Origin of the sequence: Pseudomonas fluorescens (genome assembly GCF_000802965.1) — a bacterium.
GTDB lineage: Bacteria > Pseudomonadota > Gammaproteobacteria > Pseudomonadales > Pseudomonadaceae > Aquipseudomonas > Aquipseudomonas fluorescens_A.
This window is the reverse complement of record NZ_JSAK01000004.1, coordinates 183,045-201,945: the sequence shown is the minus strand read 5'-3', so window position 1 is coordinate 201,945 and position 18,901 is coordinate 183,045. Positions and strand designations below refer to the sequence as shown.

At 60.1% G+C, this 18,901-nt stretch carries 18 protein-coding genes; 11 read left to right on the top strand and 7 right to left on the bottom strand.

From position 1 onward, the window contains the following. Positions 1-81: 81 nt before the first annotated feature. From NL64_RS04535 to NL64_RS29335, 4 genes are all read left to right on the top strand, one after another. Positions 82-978, top strand: a complete 897-nt coding sequence (locus tag NL64_RS04535) for an AraC family transcriptional regulator (protein ID WP_034146959.1) — start codon at positions 82-84, stop codon at positions 976-978. 20 nt (positions 979-998) lie between these two features. After that, positions 999-1,316 carry an NIPSNAP family protein gene (locus NL64_RS04530; protein WP_034146958.1) on the top strand — a complete coding sequence of 106 codons (318 nt, stop codon included), beginning with the start codon at positions 999-1,001 and terminating at the stop codon, positions 1,314-1,316. 275 nt (positions 1,317-1,591) lie between these two features. Next, positions 1,592-2,401, top strand: a complete 810-nt coding sequence (locus tag NL64_RS04525) for a DUF2092 domain-containing protein (protein WP_034146957.1) — start codon at positions 1,592-1,594, stop codon at positions 2,399-2,401. After that, positions 2,398-2,589 (top strand): hypothetical protein, encoded by a 192-nt coding sequence (locus NL64_RS29335; protein WP_080757854.1) that lies wholly within the window; start codon positions 2,398-2,400, stop codon positions 2,587-2,589. Before NL64_RS04525 ends, NL64_RS29335 begins: the two co-directional genes overlap by 4 nt. 174 nt (positions 2,590-2,763) lie before the next feature. On the opposite strand, the gene NL64_RS04515 is transcribed toward NL64_RS29335, so the two are convergent. From NL64_RS04515 to speB, 5 genes are all read right to left on the bottom strand, one after another. After that, a complete protein-coding gene (locus tag NL64_RS04515; protein WP_034146955.1) occupies positions 2,764-3,222 on the bottom strand; it encodes a GNAT family N-acetyltransferase in 459 nt (152 codons plus the stop codon). A 148-nt stretch (positions 3,223-3,370) separates the two neighbouring features. Then, positions 3,371-5,059, bottom strand: a complete 1,689-nt coding sequence (betA, locus tag NL64_RS04510; RefSeq protein WP_034146954.1) for a choline dehydrogenase — start codon at positions 5,057-5,059, stop codon at positions 3,371-3,373. A gap of 3 nt (positions 5,060-5,062) precedes the next feature. Then, on the bottom strand, positions 5,063-6,631 hold the full coding sequence (locus NL64_RS04505) for a purine-cytosine permease family protein (protein WP_034146953.1): 1,569 nt from the start codon (positions 6,629-6,631) through the stop codon (positions 5,063-5,065). Between the two features lie 300 nt (positions 6,632-6,931). After that, complete coding sequence (locus tag NL64_RS04500; RefSeq protein ID WP_034146952.1) at positions 6,932-8,440, bottom strand: aldehyde dehydrogenase family protein; 1,509 nt, start codon at positions 8,438-8,440, stop codon at positions 6,932-6,934. Positions 8,441-8,494: 54 nt separating this feature from the next. Beyond that, complete coding sequence (gene speB, locus NL64_RS04495; RefSeq protein WP_034146951.1) at positions 8,495-9,496, bottom strand: agmatinase; 1,002 nt, start codon at positions 9,494-9,496, stop codon at positions 8,495-8,497. 151 nt (positions 9,497-9,647) lie between these two features. Between speB and NL64_RS04490 the strand changes: the two genes are divergently transcribed. From NL64_RS04490 to NL64_RS04460, 7 genes are all read left to right on the top strand, one after another. Further along, the gene (locus NL64_RS04490) at positions 9,648-10,562 is read left to right on the top strand and encodes a LysR family transcriptional regulator (protein WP_034146950.1); all 915 of its coding nucleotides are present in this window, start codon (positions 9,648-9,650) and stop codon (positions 10,560-10,562) included. 69 nt (positions 10,563-10,631) lie between these two features. Beyond that, positions 10,632-12,140, top strand: a complete 1,509-nt coding sequence (locus tag NL64_RS04485) for a sigma-54-dependent transcriptional regulator (protein WP_034146949.1) — start codon at positions 10,632-10,634, stop codon at positions 12,138-12,140. Positions 12,141-12,543: 403 nt separating this feature from the next. Next, positions 12,544-12,927 (top strand): glycine cleavage system protein GcvH, encoded by a 384-nt coding sequence (gcvH, locus tag NL64_RS04480; RefSeq protein ID WP_034146948.1) that lies wholly within the window; start codon positions 12,544-12,546, stop codon positions 12,925-12,927. A 43-nt stretch (positions 12,928-12,970) separates the two neighbouring features. Beyond that, complete coding sequence (gene glyA, locus NL64_RS04475) at positions 12,971-14,239, top strand: serine hydroxymethyltransferase (RefSeq protein WP_034146947.1); 1,269 nt, start codon at positions 12,971-12,973, stop codon at positions 14,237-14,239. A gap of 139 nt (positions 14,240-14,378) precedes the next feature. Continuing rightward, positions 14,379-15,335: a lipoyl synthase gene (lipA, locus tag NL64_RS04470; protein ID WP_034146946.1), complete on the top strand. Its 957-nt coding sequence runs from the start codon at positions 14,379-14,381 to the stop codon at positions 15,333-15,335. 38 nt (positions 15,336-15,373) lie between these two features. Further along, on the top strand, positions 15,374-16,135 hold the full coding sequence (locus NL64_RS04465; protein ID WP_034146945.1) for a M15 family metallopeptidase: 762 nt from the start codon (positions 15,374-15,376) through the stop codon (positions 16,133-16,135). Next, the gene (locus NL64_RS04460; RefSeq protein WP_034146944.1) at positions 16,132-16,854 is read left to right on the top strand and encodes a L,D-transpeptidase family protein; all 723 of its coding nucleotides are present in this window, start codon (positions 16,132-16,134) and stop codon (positions 16,852-16,854) included. The genes NL64_RS04465 and NL64_RS04460 overlap by 4 nt, the downstream gene beginning before the upstream one ends. A gap of 8 nt (positions 16,855-16,862) precedes the next feature. Here NL64_RS04460 and NL64_RS04455 read toward each other — a convergent pair whose 3' ends face one another. Together NL64_RS04455 and NL64_RS04450 are read right to left on the bottom strand one after the other, a co-directional pair. Beyond that, the gene (locus NL64_RS04455; RefSeq protein ID WP_080757852.1) at positions 16,863-17,984 is read right to left on the bottom strand and encodes a sterol desaturase family protein; all 1,122 of its coding nucleotides are present in this window, start codon (positions 17,982-17,984) and stop codon (positions 16,863-16,865) included. A 334-nt stretch (positions 17,985-18,318) separates the two neighbouring features. Further along, entirely contained in the window at positions 18,319-18,852 is a 534-nt protein-coding gene (locus NL64_RS04450) for a cysteine hydrolase family protein (RefSeq protein WP_034146943.1), read from the bottom strand. Positions 18,853-18,901: the final 49 nt, after the last annotated feature.

The following is an 18,901-nucleotide window of genomic DNA, read 5'->3' as shown; positions in this document are numbered from 1 at the left end:
TCGGCGAGAACTTCATCCTACGGTCGCGCCCTGCTGCACTTTTGCCAGGACGTACAGAGTCTTTACCCGGGCGTCTCCAACATGGACATTCTTTCCGAATTCTTCGAGCGCACGCACCTGCAAGGCCGGCTATTTTTTTCCGGCCCGGTGGACGGCACGCTATTGCTCGACAAGCCACCGGGCATGGCGTTTATCCACGTGATCAGTCGCGGCGGCATCGACATGGTGCAACCGGGACTGCCGAAGATTTCGATCAGCGAGCCGAGCGTGCTGTTCTGTCCCAGCAGTTGCCGTTACCAATTACGCTCCAGTTCAGCCGAGGGCGCCGAATTGATCTGCGCTTCGTTCCAATTCGGACGTAATTCTTTGCAGCCCTTCCCGCTCGGGCTCAAGGAAACGCTCGTGTTTCCATTCAGGGAACTCATCAACCTCACGCCCTTGCTCGGCACGCTGATCAACGAATTCCAGAACCCCGCGCCGGGCCGGACCAAGGCACTGAACCTGCTGCTCGAATACCTGTTTGTGCTGCTGGTGCGGCGCTCGGTCACGGAGGGCAAGATTTCCAGCGGCTTGCTTTACGCCCTACAGGATGGTCGCCTCGGCGCGGTGTTCAATCGCATTCACCAGGCGCCCGAAGCGCTCTGGACCGTCGTGAAAATGGCCAGCCTGGCGAACATGTCACGGTCAAAATTCTCCGCCTGCTTCACCCGGATCATGGACATTTCACCCATGGGCTACGTCACCGCATGGCGGATGAAACTGGCCCAGGATTTATTGCGCGACGGCGTGCAGATCAAAGTGATCGCCACGACGGTGGGCTACAGCTCGCAAGCCTCGCTCTCGCGAACCTTCCTCAACGTAGTGGGCTGGCCACCGGCCGAATGGCTCAAGCGCGATGCCAGCGGTGAAGATGTACCGCAGATTACCGCGCGGGTTTTGCGCGACCCGCCGGACCATTCAACGACTGAAAACTTCTAACCCTGCCTGTGAGAAAACCAATGGTTACCTGCTACCTGAAATATGTGCTGGACCCGTACAAGCTCGAAGCGTTCGAACACTACGGCAAGTTATGGATTCCACTGGTGGAGAAATTCGGCGGCCAGCATCACGGCTACTTTTTGCCGTCCGAAGGCGCCAATAACATTGCCTTGGCCATGTTCACTTTCCCCAGCCTGGCGGCTTACGAAACGTATCGCCAACAGTCGATGAACGACCCGGAGTGCATCGCTGCCTTCAAATACGCAGAAGAAACCCGCTGCATCCTCAGCTATGAGCGCAGTTTCTTCCGGCCGGTGTTCGGTAATCCGAAACAATAAACAACCCGTGGCGAGGGAGCTTGCTCCCGCTGGACTGCGCAGCAGGCCCATTTGTTGGGGGCCGCTTCGCGACCCAGCGGGAGCAAGCTCCCTCGCCACAGGTTCACTGTCTGGTTTAACTGATCGGGTGGCATTTGTATTATTCGGAAATGGGAGGAATAACGGACTAAAACCTCAGATGAATGGTCAGCCAATACAAGGCGAACTGCTGTTGATGGGACTAGCGTTATAGGTCCGCATTGCCAATCCGGCATTCTTGATAGCGGTGACCTGCCATGGAAAAGATCGCCCCAAAGTTGCTCGAAAGCGCTTTAACCCGCGTCACTGGAGCGGGCATTGCTTTGATCATCGGACTTGGCACAGCGACTGCGGCACACGCCGATGAGGCGTATGCCAAAAGTTTGATCAAGACCATGTCCGACTATATGTCAGCGCAAAAAAACATATCGTTCAACTACGACACCATCCTTGAAGTGGTCACCAAAGATCAGCAACGACTGGCCTTGGCCGGTTCCGGCACTGTCACCATCAACCGGCCTGACAAGCTGCGCAGTTCGCGCGCCAGTGGCTTTGCCGACATCGAGATGGTGTTTGATGGCAAGACCCTTACGTTGTTGGGCAAAGGCAAAAACATCTACACGCAGGTCGAAGTCCCGGGCACGGTTGACCATCTGCTCGATGAGTTAAAGGACAAATACAACAGGCCACTGCCCGGCGCCGACCTGTTCATGTCCAACCCCCAGGATGGTTTGATGGCAGACGTGAACGACATCAAGGATCTGGGAAGTGGCGTTATCGGCGGCACCGAATGCGATCATCTGGCGTTCAGGAAGAAGGATGTTGATTGGCAAATATGGATCGCCCAGGGCGACCGCCCCTACCCTTGCCGTTATGTCATCACTTCAAAAACCATCGCGGGCAGTCCGCAGTACAGCATTCAACTCAGCGACTTTAAAAGTGGCGATGCCGCAGCCTCTTCTGATTTCACCTTCACCAACTCGACCAATGCCGGGAAAATCGATCTGAAAGACCTGCCCAACGCTGAAGACTTGCCAAGCAACTTTGTGCGAGGAGAAAGCCAATGAACCTCTTGATGAAATCCTGCGGCTTACTGCTGGTTGGATTCGTGCTGATGTGCGCGCTGGAACTGGGAGAAACCTTGTCGATCCCCGGCGTGCAGGGTTTTGTTCCTCACGCCGAGGCGGAAGTCGGTCGTCCTCTCTCGCCCGTCAGTGTCGCCGGCGTGGCGAGGCGCAGTTCGCGTCGGGACTGAAAACTGCCCGGCCCTCGCCTCAAAGGCACGATCCTTTGTAGGAGCCGGCTTGCTGGCGATGGACTCAAGTACACCGCGTTCGACCAGTCCACACGCGTCATCGTTAACGACCATCGCCAGCAAGCCGGCTCCTACGAGGGCCGTGCTCGGCATATTAAGTGATACCCAGACCACCTAGCCTTGCTTCAGCTCCAGGCAGTAGGTGTAGTAACCCGGATCACGCACATAACCTAACGACTCATACAAACGCTGCGCACTGTGGTTGTCGGTGGCGGTTTCCAGCGTCATGCCTTTGGCGCCCATCAACCGGGCAAAGTCGCGGGCGGTGTTCATCAGCAGCGTGCCGACCCCTTTGCCCCGGGCGGCGGGCGTGGTGAACAGGTCGCCGAGCAGCCAGGTACGGTGCGCGTCGATGGAGGAAAAGGTCGGGAACATCTGCACGAAACCCAGCGCTTCGCCGTCAGTGTCCTCGACGTAGAAGATCACTGATTCGTCGCGGGCGATGCGTTCGGCGATGAAATCGCGGGATTGCGGCAGGTTCGACGGCTGGCCGTAGAAGCCTCGGTAGGCGTCGAATAACGGGGCGATTTTGTCGATATGTGAAGCGTCGGCACGCAGGGCCTGGATAGCCATGAAGGTGCTCCATTGCGGTCTCAAGGATTTACAGCCTAGCCCAAGATCGGAAGATCAAAAGATCGCAGCCTGCGGCAGCTCCTACAAAGAAACACTTGGAATGCATTCCCCTGAAGGAGCTGCCGCAGGCTGCGATCTTTTGCTTTTATCACACCCGCACGTTACGCCCCGGCAACGTCGAGCGCTGGCTGTTTTCCCAATCTTCGACCAACCCCACCGGCACATCCGCTGCCGGCAGCATATTGCGCCCGAGCACCAGGTCCGATGCCCGTTCGGCAAGCATGATGGTCGGTGCGTTGAGGTTGCCGTTCGGCTCGGTCGGGAACACCGAGGAGTCGATCACCCGCAGCCCGGCGATGCCGCGCACGCGCAATTCGGAATCCACCACCGCCATGTCGTCCTCGCCCATGCGGCACGAACCGCAAGGGTGATAGGTACTCTCGAGGTTTTCGCGCACGAACGCATCGAGGTCTTCATCACTGGTCACATGCGCCCCGGGGGCGATTTCGCCGTCGCGGAAGCGGTCCATGGCTTTCTGGCCGATGATCTCGCGGGTCAGGCGGATGCAGCGACGGAAGCCTTCGCGGTCCTCTTCCCGTTGCAGGTAATTGAAGCGGATTTCCGGATGCTCGTAAGGGTCGGCCGAGCGCACGCGCACGTAGCCGCGGCTCTTCGGTTTGTTCGGCCCGGTGAGCACCATGAAACCGTGGCCCTTGATCGGCTTGTTACCGTCATAGCGCATGGCGGCAGGCAGGAAGTGGAACTGAATATCAGGCCAGCGCAGGCCCTTGTCGGAGCGGATAAAACCACCCGCCTCGAAGTGGTTGGTGGCACCCAGACCATCCTTGAACAGCAGCCAGCGCAAACCGATCATCAGTTTGCTCAGCGGGTCCATTTTACTGTTGAGGGTCACCGGTTCCTTACAGCCGAACTGGATGTACACCTCGGCGTGGTCCTGCAGGTTCTCCCCGACTCCCGGCAGGTCATGCCGCACGCCGATCCCAGCCTTGCGCAGGACCTCGGCCGGACCGATGCCGGAGCGTTGCAGCAGGTGCGGCGAACCGATCGGCCCGGACGAAATCAGCACTTCCTTGTTGCAATAGACCTCGTGGGTCTGGCCACCGTGGTCATAGATGATGCCCACGGCGCGCTTGCCTTCGAGGATCACCTGGCGAGTCATCGCGTGGGTGATCACGGTCAGGTTCGGACGGCCCATGGCCGGGCGCAAGTAGGCGTTGGCGGTTGAACAGCGCACACCGTTTTTCACGGTCATGTGCATGGCGCCAAAACCTTCCTGCATGAAGCCGTTGCAGTCGTCGGTCTTGATGTAACCGGCTTCTGCGCCCGCCTCAACCCAGGCACCGTACAACGGATTTTTCATGTGGTTGCCGTTGGTGGTGTGCAGCGGCCCGGTTTGCCCGCGATAGCTGTCACCGCCGGACTCGAAGCTTTCAGCGCGCTTGAAGTACGGCAGGCAATTCTTGTAGCCCCAACCCTGCGCGCCGAGGGATTCCCACTCGTCGAAGTCATAGGCGTGGCCACGGATATAGACCAGACCGTTGATCGACGACGAGCCACCTAACACCTTGCCGCGCGGGCAGTGAATGCGCCGGTTGTTGAGGAACAGTTCCGGTTCGGTTTCGTAGCGCCAGTTGTACTTCTTGGTGTTCATCGGGATCGAGAACGCGCTTGGCATCTGGATCACCACGCTCTTGTCGCTGCCACCGAATTCCAGGACCAACACCGAGTTGGCCGGGTTTTCGCTCAGGCGGTTGGCCAACACACAACCTGCCGAGCCTGCGCCGATGATGATGTAGTCGTATTTTTGCGTTGCCATGATTTATCTCCGGACCGCCGATTCGCTGAAAACGGGCATCGAGGGTTTGGTCAATGAGTCACCGGTGGTGTACTGCGGACAGGTTTTTTCGATGTGCTGGATGACGACTTCTTCGGCCTTGAGGTCGATCGAGCGACTCAGCCAGTAGTACGCCACGCCCGAGACGATCAGGCCGACGAGCCAGGCGATGTCGATGCTGCCAAGCGCCTTGGCCAGCGGGCCGACATACACCTCGCGCTGCTCGACGCCATCGAAGATGTAGAAGAACGGGATCATCGAGATAAAGCCGATGGCATACGCGGCGATGCCACGCAGGCCCCAGCTGCCGTAGATGTTGCCGTGGGGCATGAAGAAATGCGGGATGGCGTAGCGGCCCTTGCGCACGAAGAAATAGTCGGTGAGGTTGACCGAGGTCCAGGGCACCAGGAAGTACAGCATCACCACCAGGTAGATGCCGAGCACCGACAGGCCTTTGCCGGAACTCTGGATGCTCAGGGCCACACCCAGTTGCAGCAGGATCACGAAGGCGATGGCGAGGATGCGCGCCTTGCGGGTGGGTTCGATGTGCTTGATCGAGTCGACACAGGTCAGCGTGGTCAGCTTGGCGCTGTAGATGTTCATCGCGATTACCGGCAGGAACGCCAGGATCGTGACCACTACCACCGCCGTGCCCATCAGCGGCGACACGGTATTGCCGACTTGCCCGAGGGCCACCAGCACGTCAGTGGAATGCAGGTGATCGGCCAGCCAGCCGCCCACGGAAATCATCCACGCGCCGGACAACGAGGCGCCGAGGAAAACCACCGCAATCAGTTTGCCGCTTGAGGTGTTTTTCGGCAGGTAACGCGAGTAGTCGGAGACATAAGGCGCGTAGGCAATGTTGTAACTGGCCGCCGCCGCGAACTGGGCGATGAAACCGGTCCAGTTGAAACCCAGCGGTGCCGGGGCCACTTCGCCCTCGGCGAGCGCCGGCAACACGGCGTCGGGCACCCAGCCCATGAGCACCGCCAGCGTCACCAGACCGTAAAGCGGCAACGACAGGTACAACGCCCATTTGAAGCTGCGGTGCATCCAGTCATGGCCGAGGATCGCCAGCACGGCGGCCGGTATCGTCACCGCTACCGCGATTGCCCAGGGGTGGAACCCGAATAGCGTATGCAGGCCCTGCATCATCAACACCAGGTTGACGATGTTGAAACCGGCGAACACAAACAGCGTCGCCAACAGCACCAGGATCACACCGCGATAGCCGAACTGCGCACGGGACTGGATCATTTGTGGCAAGCCCAGGTGCGGGCCCTGGGAACCATGAAACGCCATGAACAGCGTGCCGAACATGATGCCCAGCGTGCCGGCCAGGGTGGTCCAAAGTGCGGTCAAGCCGACGCTTGGGCCGACGAAGCCGATGGTCATGGTGAAGAAGGTGAAGTTGCCGAGAAACCAGAACGGGCCCTGGCTCGACAGTTTGTCGGAGCGCTCGCTCTCAGGGATGAAATCGATCGAATGGCTTTCCACGACGCTACTGTCATCGAGGACCGACACGCTCGGGGCGGACTTGGCGTTAGTGTTCATGATGGACTCTTATTGTTGGAAGATCATGACGAAAAAACCGCATTCTTTCGGGCTCTGTGGCGAGGGAGCTTGCTCCCGCTGGAGCGCGTAGCGGTCCCGCTTTTTTGGGGGCCGCTTCGCGACCCAGCGGGAGCAAGCTCCCTCGCCACAGGTGTCCCTTTTGCCTCCTTGCCGTTGCTGATTCTTCATGCCGAATGCTGTCCCTGTAGGAACTGCCGCAGGCTGCGATCTTTTGTTTTTTACAAGCAAGATCAAAAGATCGCAGCCTGCGGCAGCTCCTACAGGGGCCGTGGTCGGCTATCAGGGCAGCGTGATCCACACCGCTTTGGTCTCGAGCAGGTAATCAAGCTGCTCCGCGCCCAAATCCTTGCCGAACCCGGACTGTTTGTAGCCACCAAACGGCATCGACGGGTCCAGGGTGCCGTGGGCGTTGACGTAGACCGAGCCCGCCTTCAACCGTGGGATCAGGCTGTGCACCTTTCCAAGGTCATTGGAATAGAGTGCCGCCGCCAGGCCGAAGACCGAGTCATTGGCCAGGGCCAGCGCCTCTTCCTCATCATCGAACGGCGCGGTGACCAGCACCGGGCCGAAGATCTCTTCCTGGACGATGCGCATGTCGTTGCGGCAATGGGCGAAGATGGTCGGCTCGACGAAGAAGCCAGGGCCATCGACCGGTTGGCCGCCATACACCAGCTCGGCGCCTTCCTGCTTGCCGGTCTCGATGTACTCGGTCACGCGCTGTTTTTGCAGGGCCGAGACCAGCGGGCCGATGAAGCAATCCGGATCCAGGCCGGGCGCGATCTTCAAGGTCCGGGTGTAGGCGATCAGTTCGCGCAGGAATTCGTCGTAGACACTGCGATGAATGTAAGCCCGCGTACCGGCGTCGCACACCTGGCCCGAGTTGAAGAACACGCCGTTGGCCACCGCTCGCGCAGCGGCCGCAATGTCCGCATCGGCGAACACGATTACCGGTGATTTTCCTCCGAGTTCGAGGGTTAGTCGCTTCATTTCGTCCAGCGCTGCGCGGCCGACGGTGACGCCCACGGGCGTCGATCCGGTGAAGGTCAGTTTGTCGATGCCGGGGTGCGTAGCCATGGCTGCGCCGACCACACTGCCGCGCCCGGTGACGATGTTGATCACGCCGTCAGGGATGCCCGCTTCCTGCACCAATTCGGCAAAACGCAGGGCCGACAGCGAAGTCAGTTCAGCGGGTTTCACCACCACAGTGCAACCGGTGGCCAACGCCGCGCCGAGTTTCCAGGCCATGGTCTGCAACGGGAAGTTCCACGGCACGATGGCGCCGACCACACCCACCGCTTCCTTGCGGGTATAGGCCAGGTAATTGCCCGGCAGCGACGGCTCGACGGTACGGCCGTGGAGCTTGGTCGCCCAACCGGCGAAGTAACGCAGGGTATCGACGGTGCCCTGGATATCGACATCCTTGGCGAAGGCCACCGACTTGCCCATGTCGATCGATTCAATTTCCGCCAATTCGGCGGCGTTCTGTTCGATCAGATCCGCCAGGCGCTGCATCATGCGCTCGCGTTGCGCCGGTTTGGCCTGACTCCATTCGCCGCCGTCGAACTGCGCGCGGGCCGCCTGCACCGCGCGGTCCAGGTCATCGGTGGTGCCCATGGGAATGCGGGTGATCAGGCCTTCGGTGGACGGCTCGATCACATCGGAAGTCTGGCCGTCGCTGGCGTCGACCCAGGCACCGCCGATGAACATTTTCTGGACCTTGCTGAGGAAGGTCTGGGTGGCTTCGGAGACGCCGAATTTCTGCAGGTAACTTTTGACGATCGTGTCCATTTTTATTCTCTCTGCCCGGCAGTCAGGTGCTGCCGGGTCTTGTGGTTTCGATGATCAGGCTGGAATGGATTCGCTCTCGGCAGCCGCCCGCACCTTGCCCCGCTCGTGGAAGATGAAACCGATGCTGTTGAGCAGTAATTGCGCGGCGAGGATCGAGGTCATGCCGGTCGGGTCGTACACCGGTGCAACCTCCACCAGGTCCATGCCGACGATGTTGCCTTTGCTGCGCTTGGCCAGGGCCTGGATGATTTCCAGCACTTCGTAGTAGAGGAAGCCGCCGTGGCTCGGGGTGCCGGTGCCGGGGGCGATGGACGGGTCGAAACCGTCGATGTCGATGGTGATGTAGTAGTTGATGTTCTGCGGGATCAGCGCCAGTACACCGTCGACGCCGAGGCGGCGTACGTCGCGCACCGAGAGGATTTTCGAGCCGGCTTCGTGGGCCGCTTCATAGTCGTCGCGGTTGGACGACGAGACGTTGCGGATGCCCATTTGGGTCATGCCGACAATGTGGTTCATTTCCGAGGCACGGCGCAGCGGGTTGCCGTGGCCGTAGCGCACGCCGTGGCGCTCGTCGACGAAATCCAGGTGCGCATCGAAGTGGATAATGTGGATCGGGCCGCGGCCTTCAAAGGCCTTGATCACCGGGGCATGCACCGAGTGATCGCCACCGAGTACCACTGGCATCACACCGGCGTCGAGGATCTTGCGCACGGCGTATTCGGTGTTCTTGTTACTGGTTTCCATATCGGTGTGGACGATGTCGGCATCACCGACGTCGACCATGCGCAGGTCTGAAGCAGTCAGGTACATGACGTCGTCTTCGTGGTCGTAGGCGCCAGCATGGCCGAAGGAAAACAGCGTCGATGCCTCGCGAATCCCGCGTGGTCCGAAACGTGCGCCGGAGCGCCATTGGGTGCCCATGTCGTTGGGCACACCGAGCACCGCAACGTCGGCATCCAGGGCATCCCAATCGGTGCACACCGGGGATTTGCCAAAGGTGCAATGACCCACGAATGGCAGGTTCAGACGACCGGACTCATAACCGTTGTTCGACATTTCTAGCCTCTCCACTTCTTGTTATCGGCTTGACGGACTGCAAGGCGACCGCCGTTGAAAAGACTATGGGCGCAGCTTTTCGTGGAAAAAATGCTAAACATCAGATACTCATATCGGCATTGCCGATGCATCCACACGCGGGAGATCCAAGGTGATTCAACTGCACGATGTCGACCTGAAGCTACTTCGGGTATTTGCCACGATCGTCCGCTGCGGCGGCTTCTCGGCCGCGCAAGCGGCGTTGAACGCCGGCCAGTCGACCATCAGCGAACAAATGACCCACCTGGAAACCCGGCTCGGGGTCAAACTCTGCCAACGCGGGCGCAGCGGCTTTCGCCTGACCGAACAAGGCGTGGCGATCCATGAAGCCACTCAGCGCCTGCTCTCGGCGGTGGAAAACTTCTGCATGGACGCCGACGTACTCAAGCAGCACATCAGCGGCAAGCTCAACCTTGGGATCATCGACACGACGATTACCGACCCGGACTCGCCGATCCCGCGCACTACTCAACGCTTCGTATCGCGCGGGCACGATGTACACCTCAACGTCTACGTCGGCACCCCCGCCGAGCTGGAAGAACGGGTGCTCGACGGCCGCTTGCACCTGGCCATCGGGCACTTCCCGATCCATGTCCCGGGCCTGCTGCAATCACCGCTGTATCAGGAAGCCCTGGGCTTGTATTGCGGGCGGCGGCACCCGTTGTACGGGAGCCTTGCCGAGGGCGAGGAACTGCTCGAAGAAGTCGCTGCGGGGCGGATCGTGGTGCGTGGCTACATGCAGCAATACGACCTCGAACACTTGGGCGTGAGCAAAGCGGCGGCCACCGTGGACAACATCGAAGCCACGGCGATCCTGATCATCTCCGGCGCCTACCTGGGTTTTCTGCCTGAGCACTTCGCTGCGCAATGGGTCAAGAGTGGCGAGATGCACCAATTGGCGCCGGCCAGCCTGCGTCTGAAATCGCCGTTCGACGTGATCACCCGACGCGGCGTTGCGCCGCCGCCGATCCTCCAGGCATTCCTCGAAGACCTGGCCGCCAGTGCCCGTAAATCCGGGCAGGCATAACGTGACGCTCGCCAAATTCAAATTTCGCCCTGCATACTGATTTCAGTTCGCCCATCTTGCAGGCTCGTCATGCGCATCCACGTTACCTTCATCGACCGCGTCGGCATCACCCAAGAAGTCCTGGCCCTGCTCGGCGGACGCAGCTTCAACCTGGACGCCGTGGAGATGGTGCCACCGAACGTTTACATCGATGCGCCAACCCTCGGTGCCGAGGTGCTGGAAGAGTTGCGCGAGGCCCTGTTCGGCGTGCAAGGCGTGCAAGCGGTGACCATGGTCGACATCCTTCCGGGCCAGCGCCGGCGCCTGCAACTGGATGCCTTGCTCGCGGCCAGTTCCGACCCGGTACTGGCGGTGGATGATCGCGGTCATGTGTTGCTGGCCAACCCGGCGCTGATCGCGCTGTGCGGTCGCGAACCGGCCGGAGAATCGCTGTCCGCGCTGTTCGATGATGCCGATTTGCAACCCACACTGATCGCCCACGGCTTCCGCTTGCCGATGCGCGAAGTCAGCCTCGGCGGCCACACCTTTTTGCTCGACGCCATGCCGATCACCGATGCCGGCGCCCTGCTCACCCTGTATCAACCGAACCGCATCGGCGAACGCCTGTCGGCACTGCATCACGATCACGCCGAAGGCTTCGATGCGCTGTTGGGCGAATCGCCGCCGATCCGTGCGCTGAAGGCCCGGGCTCAGCGGGTGGCGGCCCTCGATGCGCCGCTGCTGATCCAGGGTGAAACCGGCACCGGCAAGGAACTGGTGGCCCGCGCTTGTCATGCGATCAGCGGGCGCCATGAAAAGCCGTTCCTGGCCTTGAACTGCGCGGCGCTGCCGGAAAGCCTGGCCGAGAGCGAACTGTTCGGCTACGCCCCCGGTGCGTTCACCGGCGCGCAACGGGGCGGCAAGCTCGGCCTGCTGGAACTGGCCGATCAGGGCACGGTGTTTCTCGATGAAGTGGGGGAAATGTCGCCGTACTTGCAGGCCAAATTGCTGCGCTTTTTGAGCGATGGTTGCTTCCGTCGCGTGGGGGGTGACCGTGAGGTGAAGGTCAACGTACGGATCCTCAGCGCAACCCACCGCGACCTGGAAAAAATGGTCAGCGAAGGTCACTTTCGCGAAGACCTGTTCTACCGCCTCAACGTGCTCAACCTGCAAGTGCCGCCGTTGCGCGAACGCGGTCACGACATCCTGTTGATGGCCCAGCACTTCATGCAGCAAGCCTGCGCGCAGATCCAGCGCCCGGTCTGCCGCCTGGCACCCAGCACCTTCCCCGCCCTGCTCGGCAACCGCTGGCCGGGCAACGTGAGGCAATTGCAAAACGTGATCTTTCGCGCGGCGGCGATTTGCGAAAACCCGCTGGTGGACCTGGACGATCTCGACATTGCCAGAACCGCTGTAGAGCGGCAGAACGATGGTGAGGTGGGTAGCCTGGAGGATGCAGTCGAAGGGTTTGAAAAGAACCTGCTGGAGAAGCTGTATCGCAGCTATCCGTCCAGCCGCTTGCTCGCGGCACGATTGCAAACCTCCCACAGCGCCATCGCCATTCGGTTGCGCAAGTACGGGATTCCGGCCAAGCCCTGATCCTCAGCCAGAACACATTTTCACCGACAACACATGCCCCCTGTGGGAGCGAGCCTGCTCGCGATGAGGCCGTGTCAGTCGATATCAATTTTGCCTGTCACACCGCAATCGCGAGCAGGCTCGCTCCCACAGGGGATTGGTGTGGTTGCTGAATTCGTCGTATGCAAATCGATACAGCGTAGCGAAATCAAGACAAACCGTTCCCCGCAGCAATTACCGCACCTGCGCCCGCAACCCTGCTTGCCTGTATTGATTTCAATACGGATGAGATCTCTCGCACCTCACAAAATAACTTCAAGCCATTGAATTACAACAATTAATCAACCTTGGCACCACCCTTGCTATCACTCCTCCAACCCCGCTCGCCGCCTGCCGCGAGCGTAAAAAACAATAAGGAGTTGATATGAGCGAATTGCGTTTCACCGTTGATCACGAATGGTTGCGCCTTGAAAGCAATGGCCTGGTCACGGTCGGCATCACCGAGTTTGCCCAGCAGGCGTTGGGCGATGTGGTGTTTGTACAAGTGCCTGAGGTCGGCAGCTTCGACACGGGTGCGCAAGTGTCGGTGCTGGAGTCGGTGAAAGCTGCCAGCAGCATCGGCATGCCACTGGACGGCGAAGTGGTCGAGATCAACGCGACGCTCGAGGACACCCCGGAACTGGTCAACGAAGACCCATTGGGCGAAGGCTGGTTCTTTCGCTTCAAACCGGTCGATGTCGAGGCCATGAGCGACTTGATGGATCAAGACGCCTATCAACGCCTGACCGCAGAACACGCCGACGCTTGAAGCCCCCCTTACGCATTTCCTGAATCCACAAAAGGCCCCCACTATGTTCAGCACCTTCTTTAGCAAGCAGGACCAGATCAAAGGCTACGACGACGAACTGCTGGCGGCGATCAACGCCGAGGATGCGCGGCAGGAACACCACATCGAACTGATCGCTTCGGAAAACTACACCAGCCAACGGGTGATGGAAGCCCAAGGCAGCGGCCTGACCAACAAGTACGCCGAAGGCTATCCGGGCAAGCGTTATTACGGCGGCTGCGAGCATGTCGATGTGGTCGAACAACTGGCCATCGACCGCGCCAAGCAATTGTTCGGCGCCGATTACGCCAACGTCCAGCCGCACTCCGGCAGCCAGGCCAACGCCGCGGTTTATCTGGCGTTGCTGCAGGCCGGCGACACCGTGCTCGGCATGAGCCTGGCCCACGGCGGCCACCTGACCCACGGCGCCAAGGTGAGTTTTTCCGGCAAGCTCTACAACGCGGTGCAATACGGTATCGACACCGACACCGGCCTGATCGACTACGACGAAGTCGAGCGTCTGGCGGTCGAGCACCAGCCGAAGATGATCATCGCCGGTTTCTCCGCCTACTCGAAGACCCTGGACTTCCCGCGCTTCCGGGAGATCGCCGACAAGGTCGGCGCTTACCTGTTCGTCGACATGGCCCACGTCGCCGGGCTGGTGGCCACCGGTCTGTACCCGAATCCGCTGCCCTATGCCGACGTGGTCACCACCACGACCCACAAGACCCTGCGCGGTCCCCGTGGCGGGCTGATCCTGGCCAAGGCCAATGCCGAACTGGAGAAAAAACTCAACGCCGCCGTGTTCCCCGGCGGCCAGGGCGGCCCGCTGATGCACGTGATCGCCGCCAAGGCCGTGTGCTTTAAGGAAGCGCTGGAGCCGGCGTTCAAGGCCTATCAGACCCAAGTGATCCGCAACGCTCAGGCGATGGCCAAAGTGTTCATCGACCGTGGCTATGACGTGGTGTCCGGTGGCACCGACAACCACCTGTTCCTGGTCAGCCTGATCCGCCAGGGCCTGACCGGCAAGGACGCCGACGCCGCCCTCAGCCGTGCCGGCATCACCGTGAACAAGAACGCGGTGCCGAACGATCCGCAATCGCCGTTCGTGACATCAGGCTTGCGCATCGGCACCCCGGCGATCACCAGCCGTGGATTCAAGGAAGCCCAGAGCATCGAACTGGCGGGCTGGATCTGCGACATCCTCGATCACCTCGGCGATGCCGATGTCGAGGCTCAGGTAGCGCGGCAGGTGGCGGCCATGTGCAGCGATTTCCCGGTCTACCGCGACTGAATGCACCACACAAACTTGTAGGAGCAAGCTTGCTCGCGATAGCGCAGTGTCAGTCGACATCAATGTTGAATGTTGCACCGTGATCGCGAACAAGCTTGCTCCAGGTCCGTATTTTGTTTGACAGAACTTGGGGAAACCTATGAACACAGTGCAAGTCGGCACCAAACTGCGCGGTGCAGAAAAAGTCGCGCGGATTCCGGTGAAGATCATCCCCACCGATGAATTCCCGCGCAAACCCGACTGGATTCGGGTGCGCATGCCGATCTCCCCCGAGGTCGACCGCATCAAACAATTGCTGCGCAAACACAAGCTGCACAGTGTCTGCGAAGAAGCCTCCTGCCCGAACCTCGGCGAGTGTTTTTCCGCAGGCACGGCGACGTTCATGATCATGGGCGACATCTGCACCCGTCGCTGCCCATTCTGCGACGTCGGCCACGGTCGCCCGAAACCACTGGACGTCAACGAGCCGAGCAACCTGGCTGTGGCCATCGCCGAGCTACGCCTTAAATACGTGGTGATCACCTCGGTGGATCGCGATGATTTGCGCGACGGCGGCGCGCAGCACTTTGTCGATTGCCTGCGGGAAATCCGCAAGCTGTCGCCGGGCATTCAACTGGAAACCCTGGTGCCGGATTATCGCGGGCGCATGGACGTGGCCCTGGCGATCACCGCCAGCGAACCGCCGGACGTGTTCAACCACAATCTGGAAACCGTGCCGCGCCTGTACAAAGCCGCGCGACCGGGTTCGGACTTCGAGTGGTCGCTGGACTTGCTGCAGAAGTTCAAGCAATCGGTCCCGCATGTGCCCACCAAGTCGGGCCTGATGCTGGGCCTTGGCGAAACCGACGAAGAAGTCATCGAGGTCATGCAGCGCATGCGCGAGCACGAGATCGACATGCTCACCCTCGGCCAGTACCTGCAACCCTCTCGCAGCCACTTGCCAGTGCAACGTTTCGTGCACCCGGACGTGTTTGCCTGGTTCGCCGAGGAAGGCGCGCGAATGGGCTTCAAGAACGTCGCTTCCGGGCCGCTGGTGCGCTCGTCCTATCACGCCGATCAACAACTGCATGGAGGTGAAGCCGCTTTCAAGCCATGATGGGGTGACTTGTCATGGATTTGCGGAGGCGCGGCCCGATGCGCTGTACAACTCGATCATTGCTGCTGTTTTCAAGCCTTGTTTTGCCGTGCCTGGTCAGCGCCGAAACGAAACCGGAACACATGGTGTATGTGCGCACGATCGCGCCGGATATCCAGCAAGACATCCGCTACGCCAGCGCCCACAACTTCACCGGGCACCCGCTCGATGGTTACAAGGCGCCGGAGTGCATGTTGTCGCTGGACGCCGCCAAGGCTCTCGCCCGGGTGCAAACGGCACTTGAGGCGCAAGGCTATGGCTTGAAGGTATTTGATTGCTATCGCCCCAGCCGCGCCGTGGCGGACATGGGACGCTTCGCCACGGAACCGGGCGATCCGCGAAAGGCCGAGTTTTATCCTCGGGTGGACAAGCAAGACTTCTGGCGACTGGGCTATGTGGCGCGGGTGTCCAATCATTCCAGGGGCGGCACCGTGGACCTGACCATGACCGGCCCGGATGCCCTGCCGGCCGACACCTGGACGCCTTCAGCCACGCCCGTCGATTGCACGGCGCCTTATGGCCAGCGTTGGCATGACGGCGCCGTGGACATGGGCACCGGTTTTGATTGCTTCGATGAGCGCGCGCATACCGATTCGACGCTGATCGACGCCACAGCCAAAGCAAATCGCCAGCGGCTCAACAGCGCCATGGAAAAAGAAGGATTCACCGGTTACTCGGCTGAGTGGTGGCATTTCACCTATACCCGTGATCCAGCCTTGAAGACGGTCATGGATTTCCCCATTACGCCGCTGGCGCCATGAACAGACTTCTCAGAATCTGCGTGTTTCTGGTCCTCCTGCTAAACGGTGCCGCGATGGCTCAGGGGCTCGACGACAGTGACCAGTTGATCGTGGTCACCAGCAAAAACTGGGATGACATTGAGGCCACTGCCCAGCGCTACGAACGGCACGGCAGCACGTTCAGAAAGTTCGAAGCGCCGTTTGCGGTAGTGCTGGGAAAAAACGGCATGGGCTGGGGCAAGGGATTACTCGCCACTGAGCAGCTTCAGGGGCCGGTGAAGCAGGAAGGCGACGGCAAAGCGCCTGCCGGGATGTTCAAACTGGGCACAGCGTTTGGCTACGACGCTTCAGCACAAACCCGCCTGCCCTACCTCGCACTCAGCCCGACCATCGAATGCGTGGATGACCCTCAGTCCACGCGTTACAACGAACTGGTCGACGGCGCCACGATGGCGAAAGACTGGAACAGCTCAGAGCGCATGCGTCGCCGTGATGATTTGTATCGCCAGGGCATTGTCATCAAGCACAACACTCCGGCGTCCCCCGCTGCCGGCTCTTGCATTTTCTTCCACATCTGGCGCGGCCCCACAGCCCCAACCCTTGGCTGCACGGCCATGGACCCAGCGGATATCGCTCGCTTGTTCAACTGGCTCGACCCCCGCCGATCCCCGCTGCTGGTGCAATTGCCCGAGGCGCAATACCAGCAGCTGCGCGAACGCTGGAACCTTCCCGAACGTTGATCAACACATCACTGTAGGAGCCGGCTTGCTGGCGATAGCGGCGCGTCGGCCGACATTTGTGGCGACTGTCCCTCCGCCATCGCCAGCAAGCCGGCTCCTACGGGGTTACCCCCTGACGGCGTAATCGCTTCCGGGCGTTTGATCTCAAGAACTTTGTGTGCTGTTTCCACAAACGGCGTAACGATCAGGCTGTAAAGGGTCAGGTAACGCTGATGATCCGCTTCACCCGTACCGAATCGAATAGCCTCAGGCTTCGATTGCGTGACGTACAGCGTGCCGAACATCCAGTCCCAAACAGACAGGTTGATGCCAAAGTTCTTGTTGAAATGCCGGGGCGCGTCGCTGTGGTGGACCTGATGCTGCGCCGGGCTGTTCAGCACATGCTCCAGCGCCGGCCCGAACGAGAGCCAGACATGGCTGTGCCGCAGGTTTGAGGCCAGGGCATTGAGGATGAATACCATGTAGGTCACGCCAAACAAGGTGTAGCGGCTGATCTCGCCGCCACAGGCGTACCAGAACACACCGGCATAGGCACCTAGGAACACGATGTCGATCAGGCGCTCGATCATTTTCTCGACAAAGTGCACCCGGCTAGCCGTCACGGGGACCAGCACCGGGGCCGAATGATGGACTTTGTGAAAGGCCCACAAATAGCGCGAATGGTAGGCGCGATGGGCCCAGTAATGGATGAAGTCTTGCAGCACGAACACGCCCAGGCCGTAGAGCAACGACAGCACCAGATGCTCCTCCACTTGCACCCGCGCGCCCCAGAGCCGGGTGAAAAAACTGATGTAGTCGCCGGAGCGCAGCACGTACGGGTCCACCCACCCCACGATGGGCACCACCAGCATGACTTTGAGGATCGCGCGCACGAAGTAGTAGCGGTAATCCAGCAGCGCCGAGGGATGAAAATGCACGCGGTTGCCGCCGATGAACTGCCAGAAAGTGCGCGCGTCAGTCAGCTCGCGGGATTTCCGGTAGCGGAACAGCACGTAAGCGATGGCGTAGGACGTGAACAGAAAGGCGAGACAGAGACGGCCATTGAGGTCGAATAAGCCACGGAATTGCTCGCTGACAGGCGCGATCACCCACCGGAACAGGTATTGGTAAAGAAGAGCGAGAACATCCATGAAAGGCTGCCCTCTCCGTCGAAGTGTGAGAATCGCTTTTGCAGGAGCCGGAGTCCTGCGAGCAATTTACGAGGTGGCTCCTACGGTTGATTTGCAAGTGTAGACGTTATTGAGGATGGATCGTATTCAGCGTCGTGGATTTCCGTCAACTGTACCGCGCCGAGAGCGACGAAGGATTTTGCTGTTTGCTACGTGATTTGAGCGACGAGTAAACCTGTGGCGAGGGAGCTTGCTCCCGCTGGGGCGCGTAGCGGCCCCGCTTATCCCTGAAAAAAGCAGGACTGCTGTGCAGTCCAGCGGGAGCAAGCTACCTCGCCACAGGTTCGGGTTGGTTTCAGAAGTGGATTTTGTTGGTCGGGACGATGTCGATCCGCGCCACCGAACCGGTCAGGTGTGCCCAATCCTTGTTGTGTTCGGTAATGATGTCTTCGGCAGCCGTGTTGCCGTTATCGACCGTGGAATGAGCGTCAGATGCCAGCACCACGTCATAGCCCAGTAGATGCGCCTGACGCACGGTTGCATTCACGCAGTAATCGGTTTGCAGACCACAGATGACCAAGCGTTCGAAGTCCTGAACGGGCAACAGTTTCTGCAAGTTGGTCTGATAAAACGAATCGCCAGTGGTTTTACGCACGCGATGATCCTTGGGCGAAGTTTCCAGCCCCTCGGCCAGTTGCCAGCCCGCCGCTTCATGCGCAAACGGACTGCCCGCTTCCTCATGCTGGATCAGCACCACCGCAACCCCGGCCTTTCGCGCTCGGGTGCTGAGGTCGTTGATGTTGCCGATGACGCGCTGGATCTCGAAGCACTCGTACTCGCCAGAACACAGCGCCTGCTGGACGTCGATGATGAGCAATGCAGTGGTCATGCTTCCTTCCTTGAAAAGTCAGTGGATCAGGGGACGAACATAAGTCCGT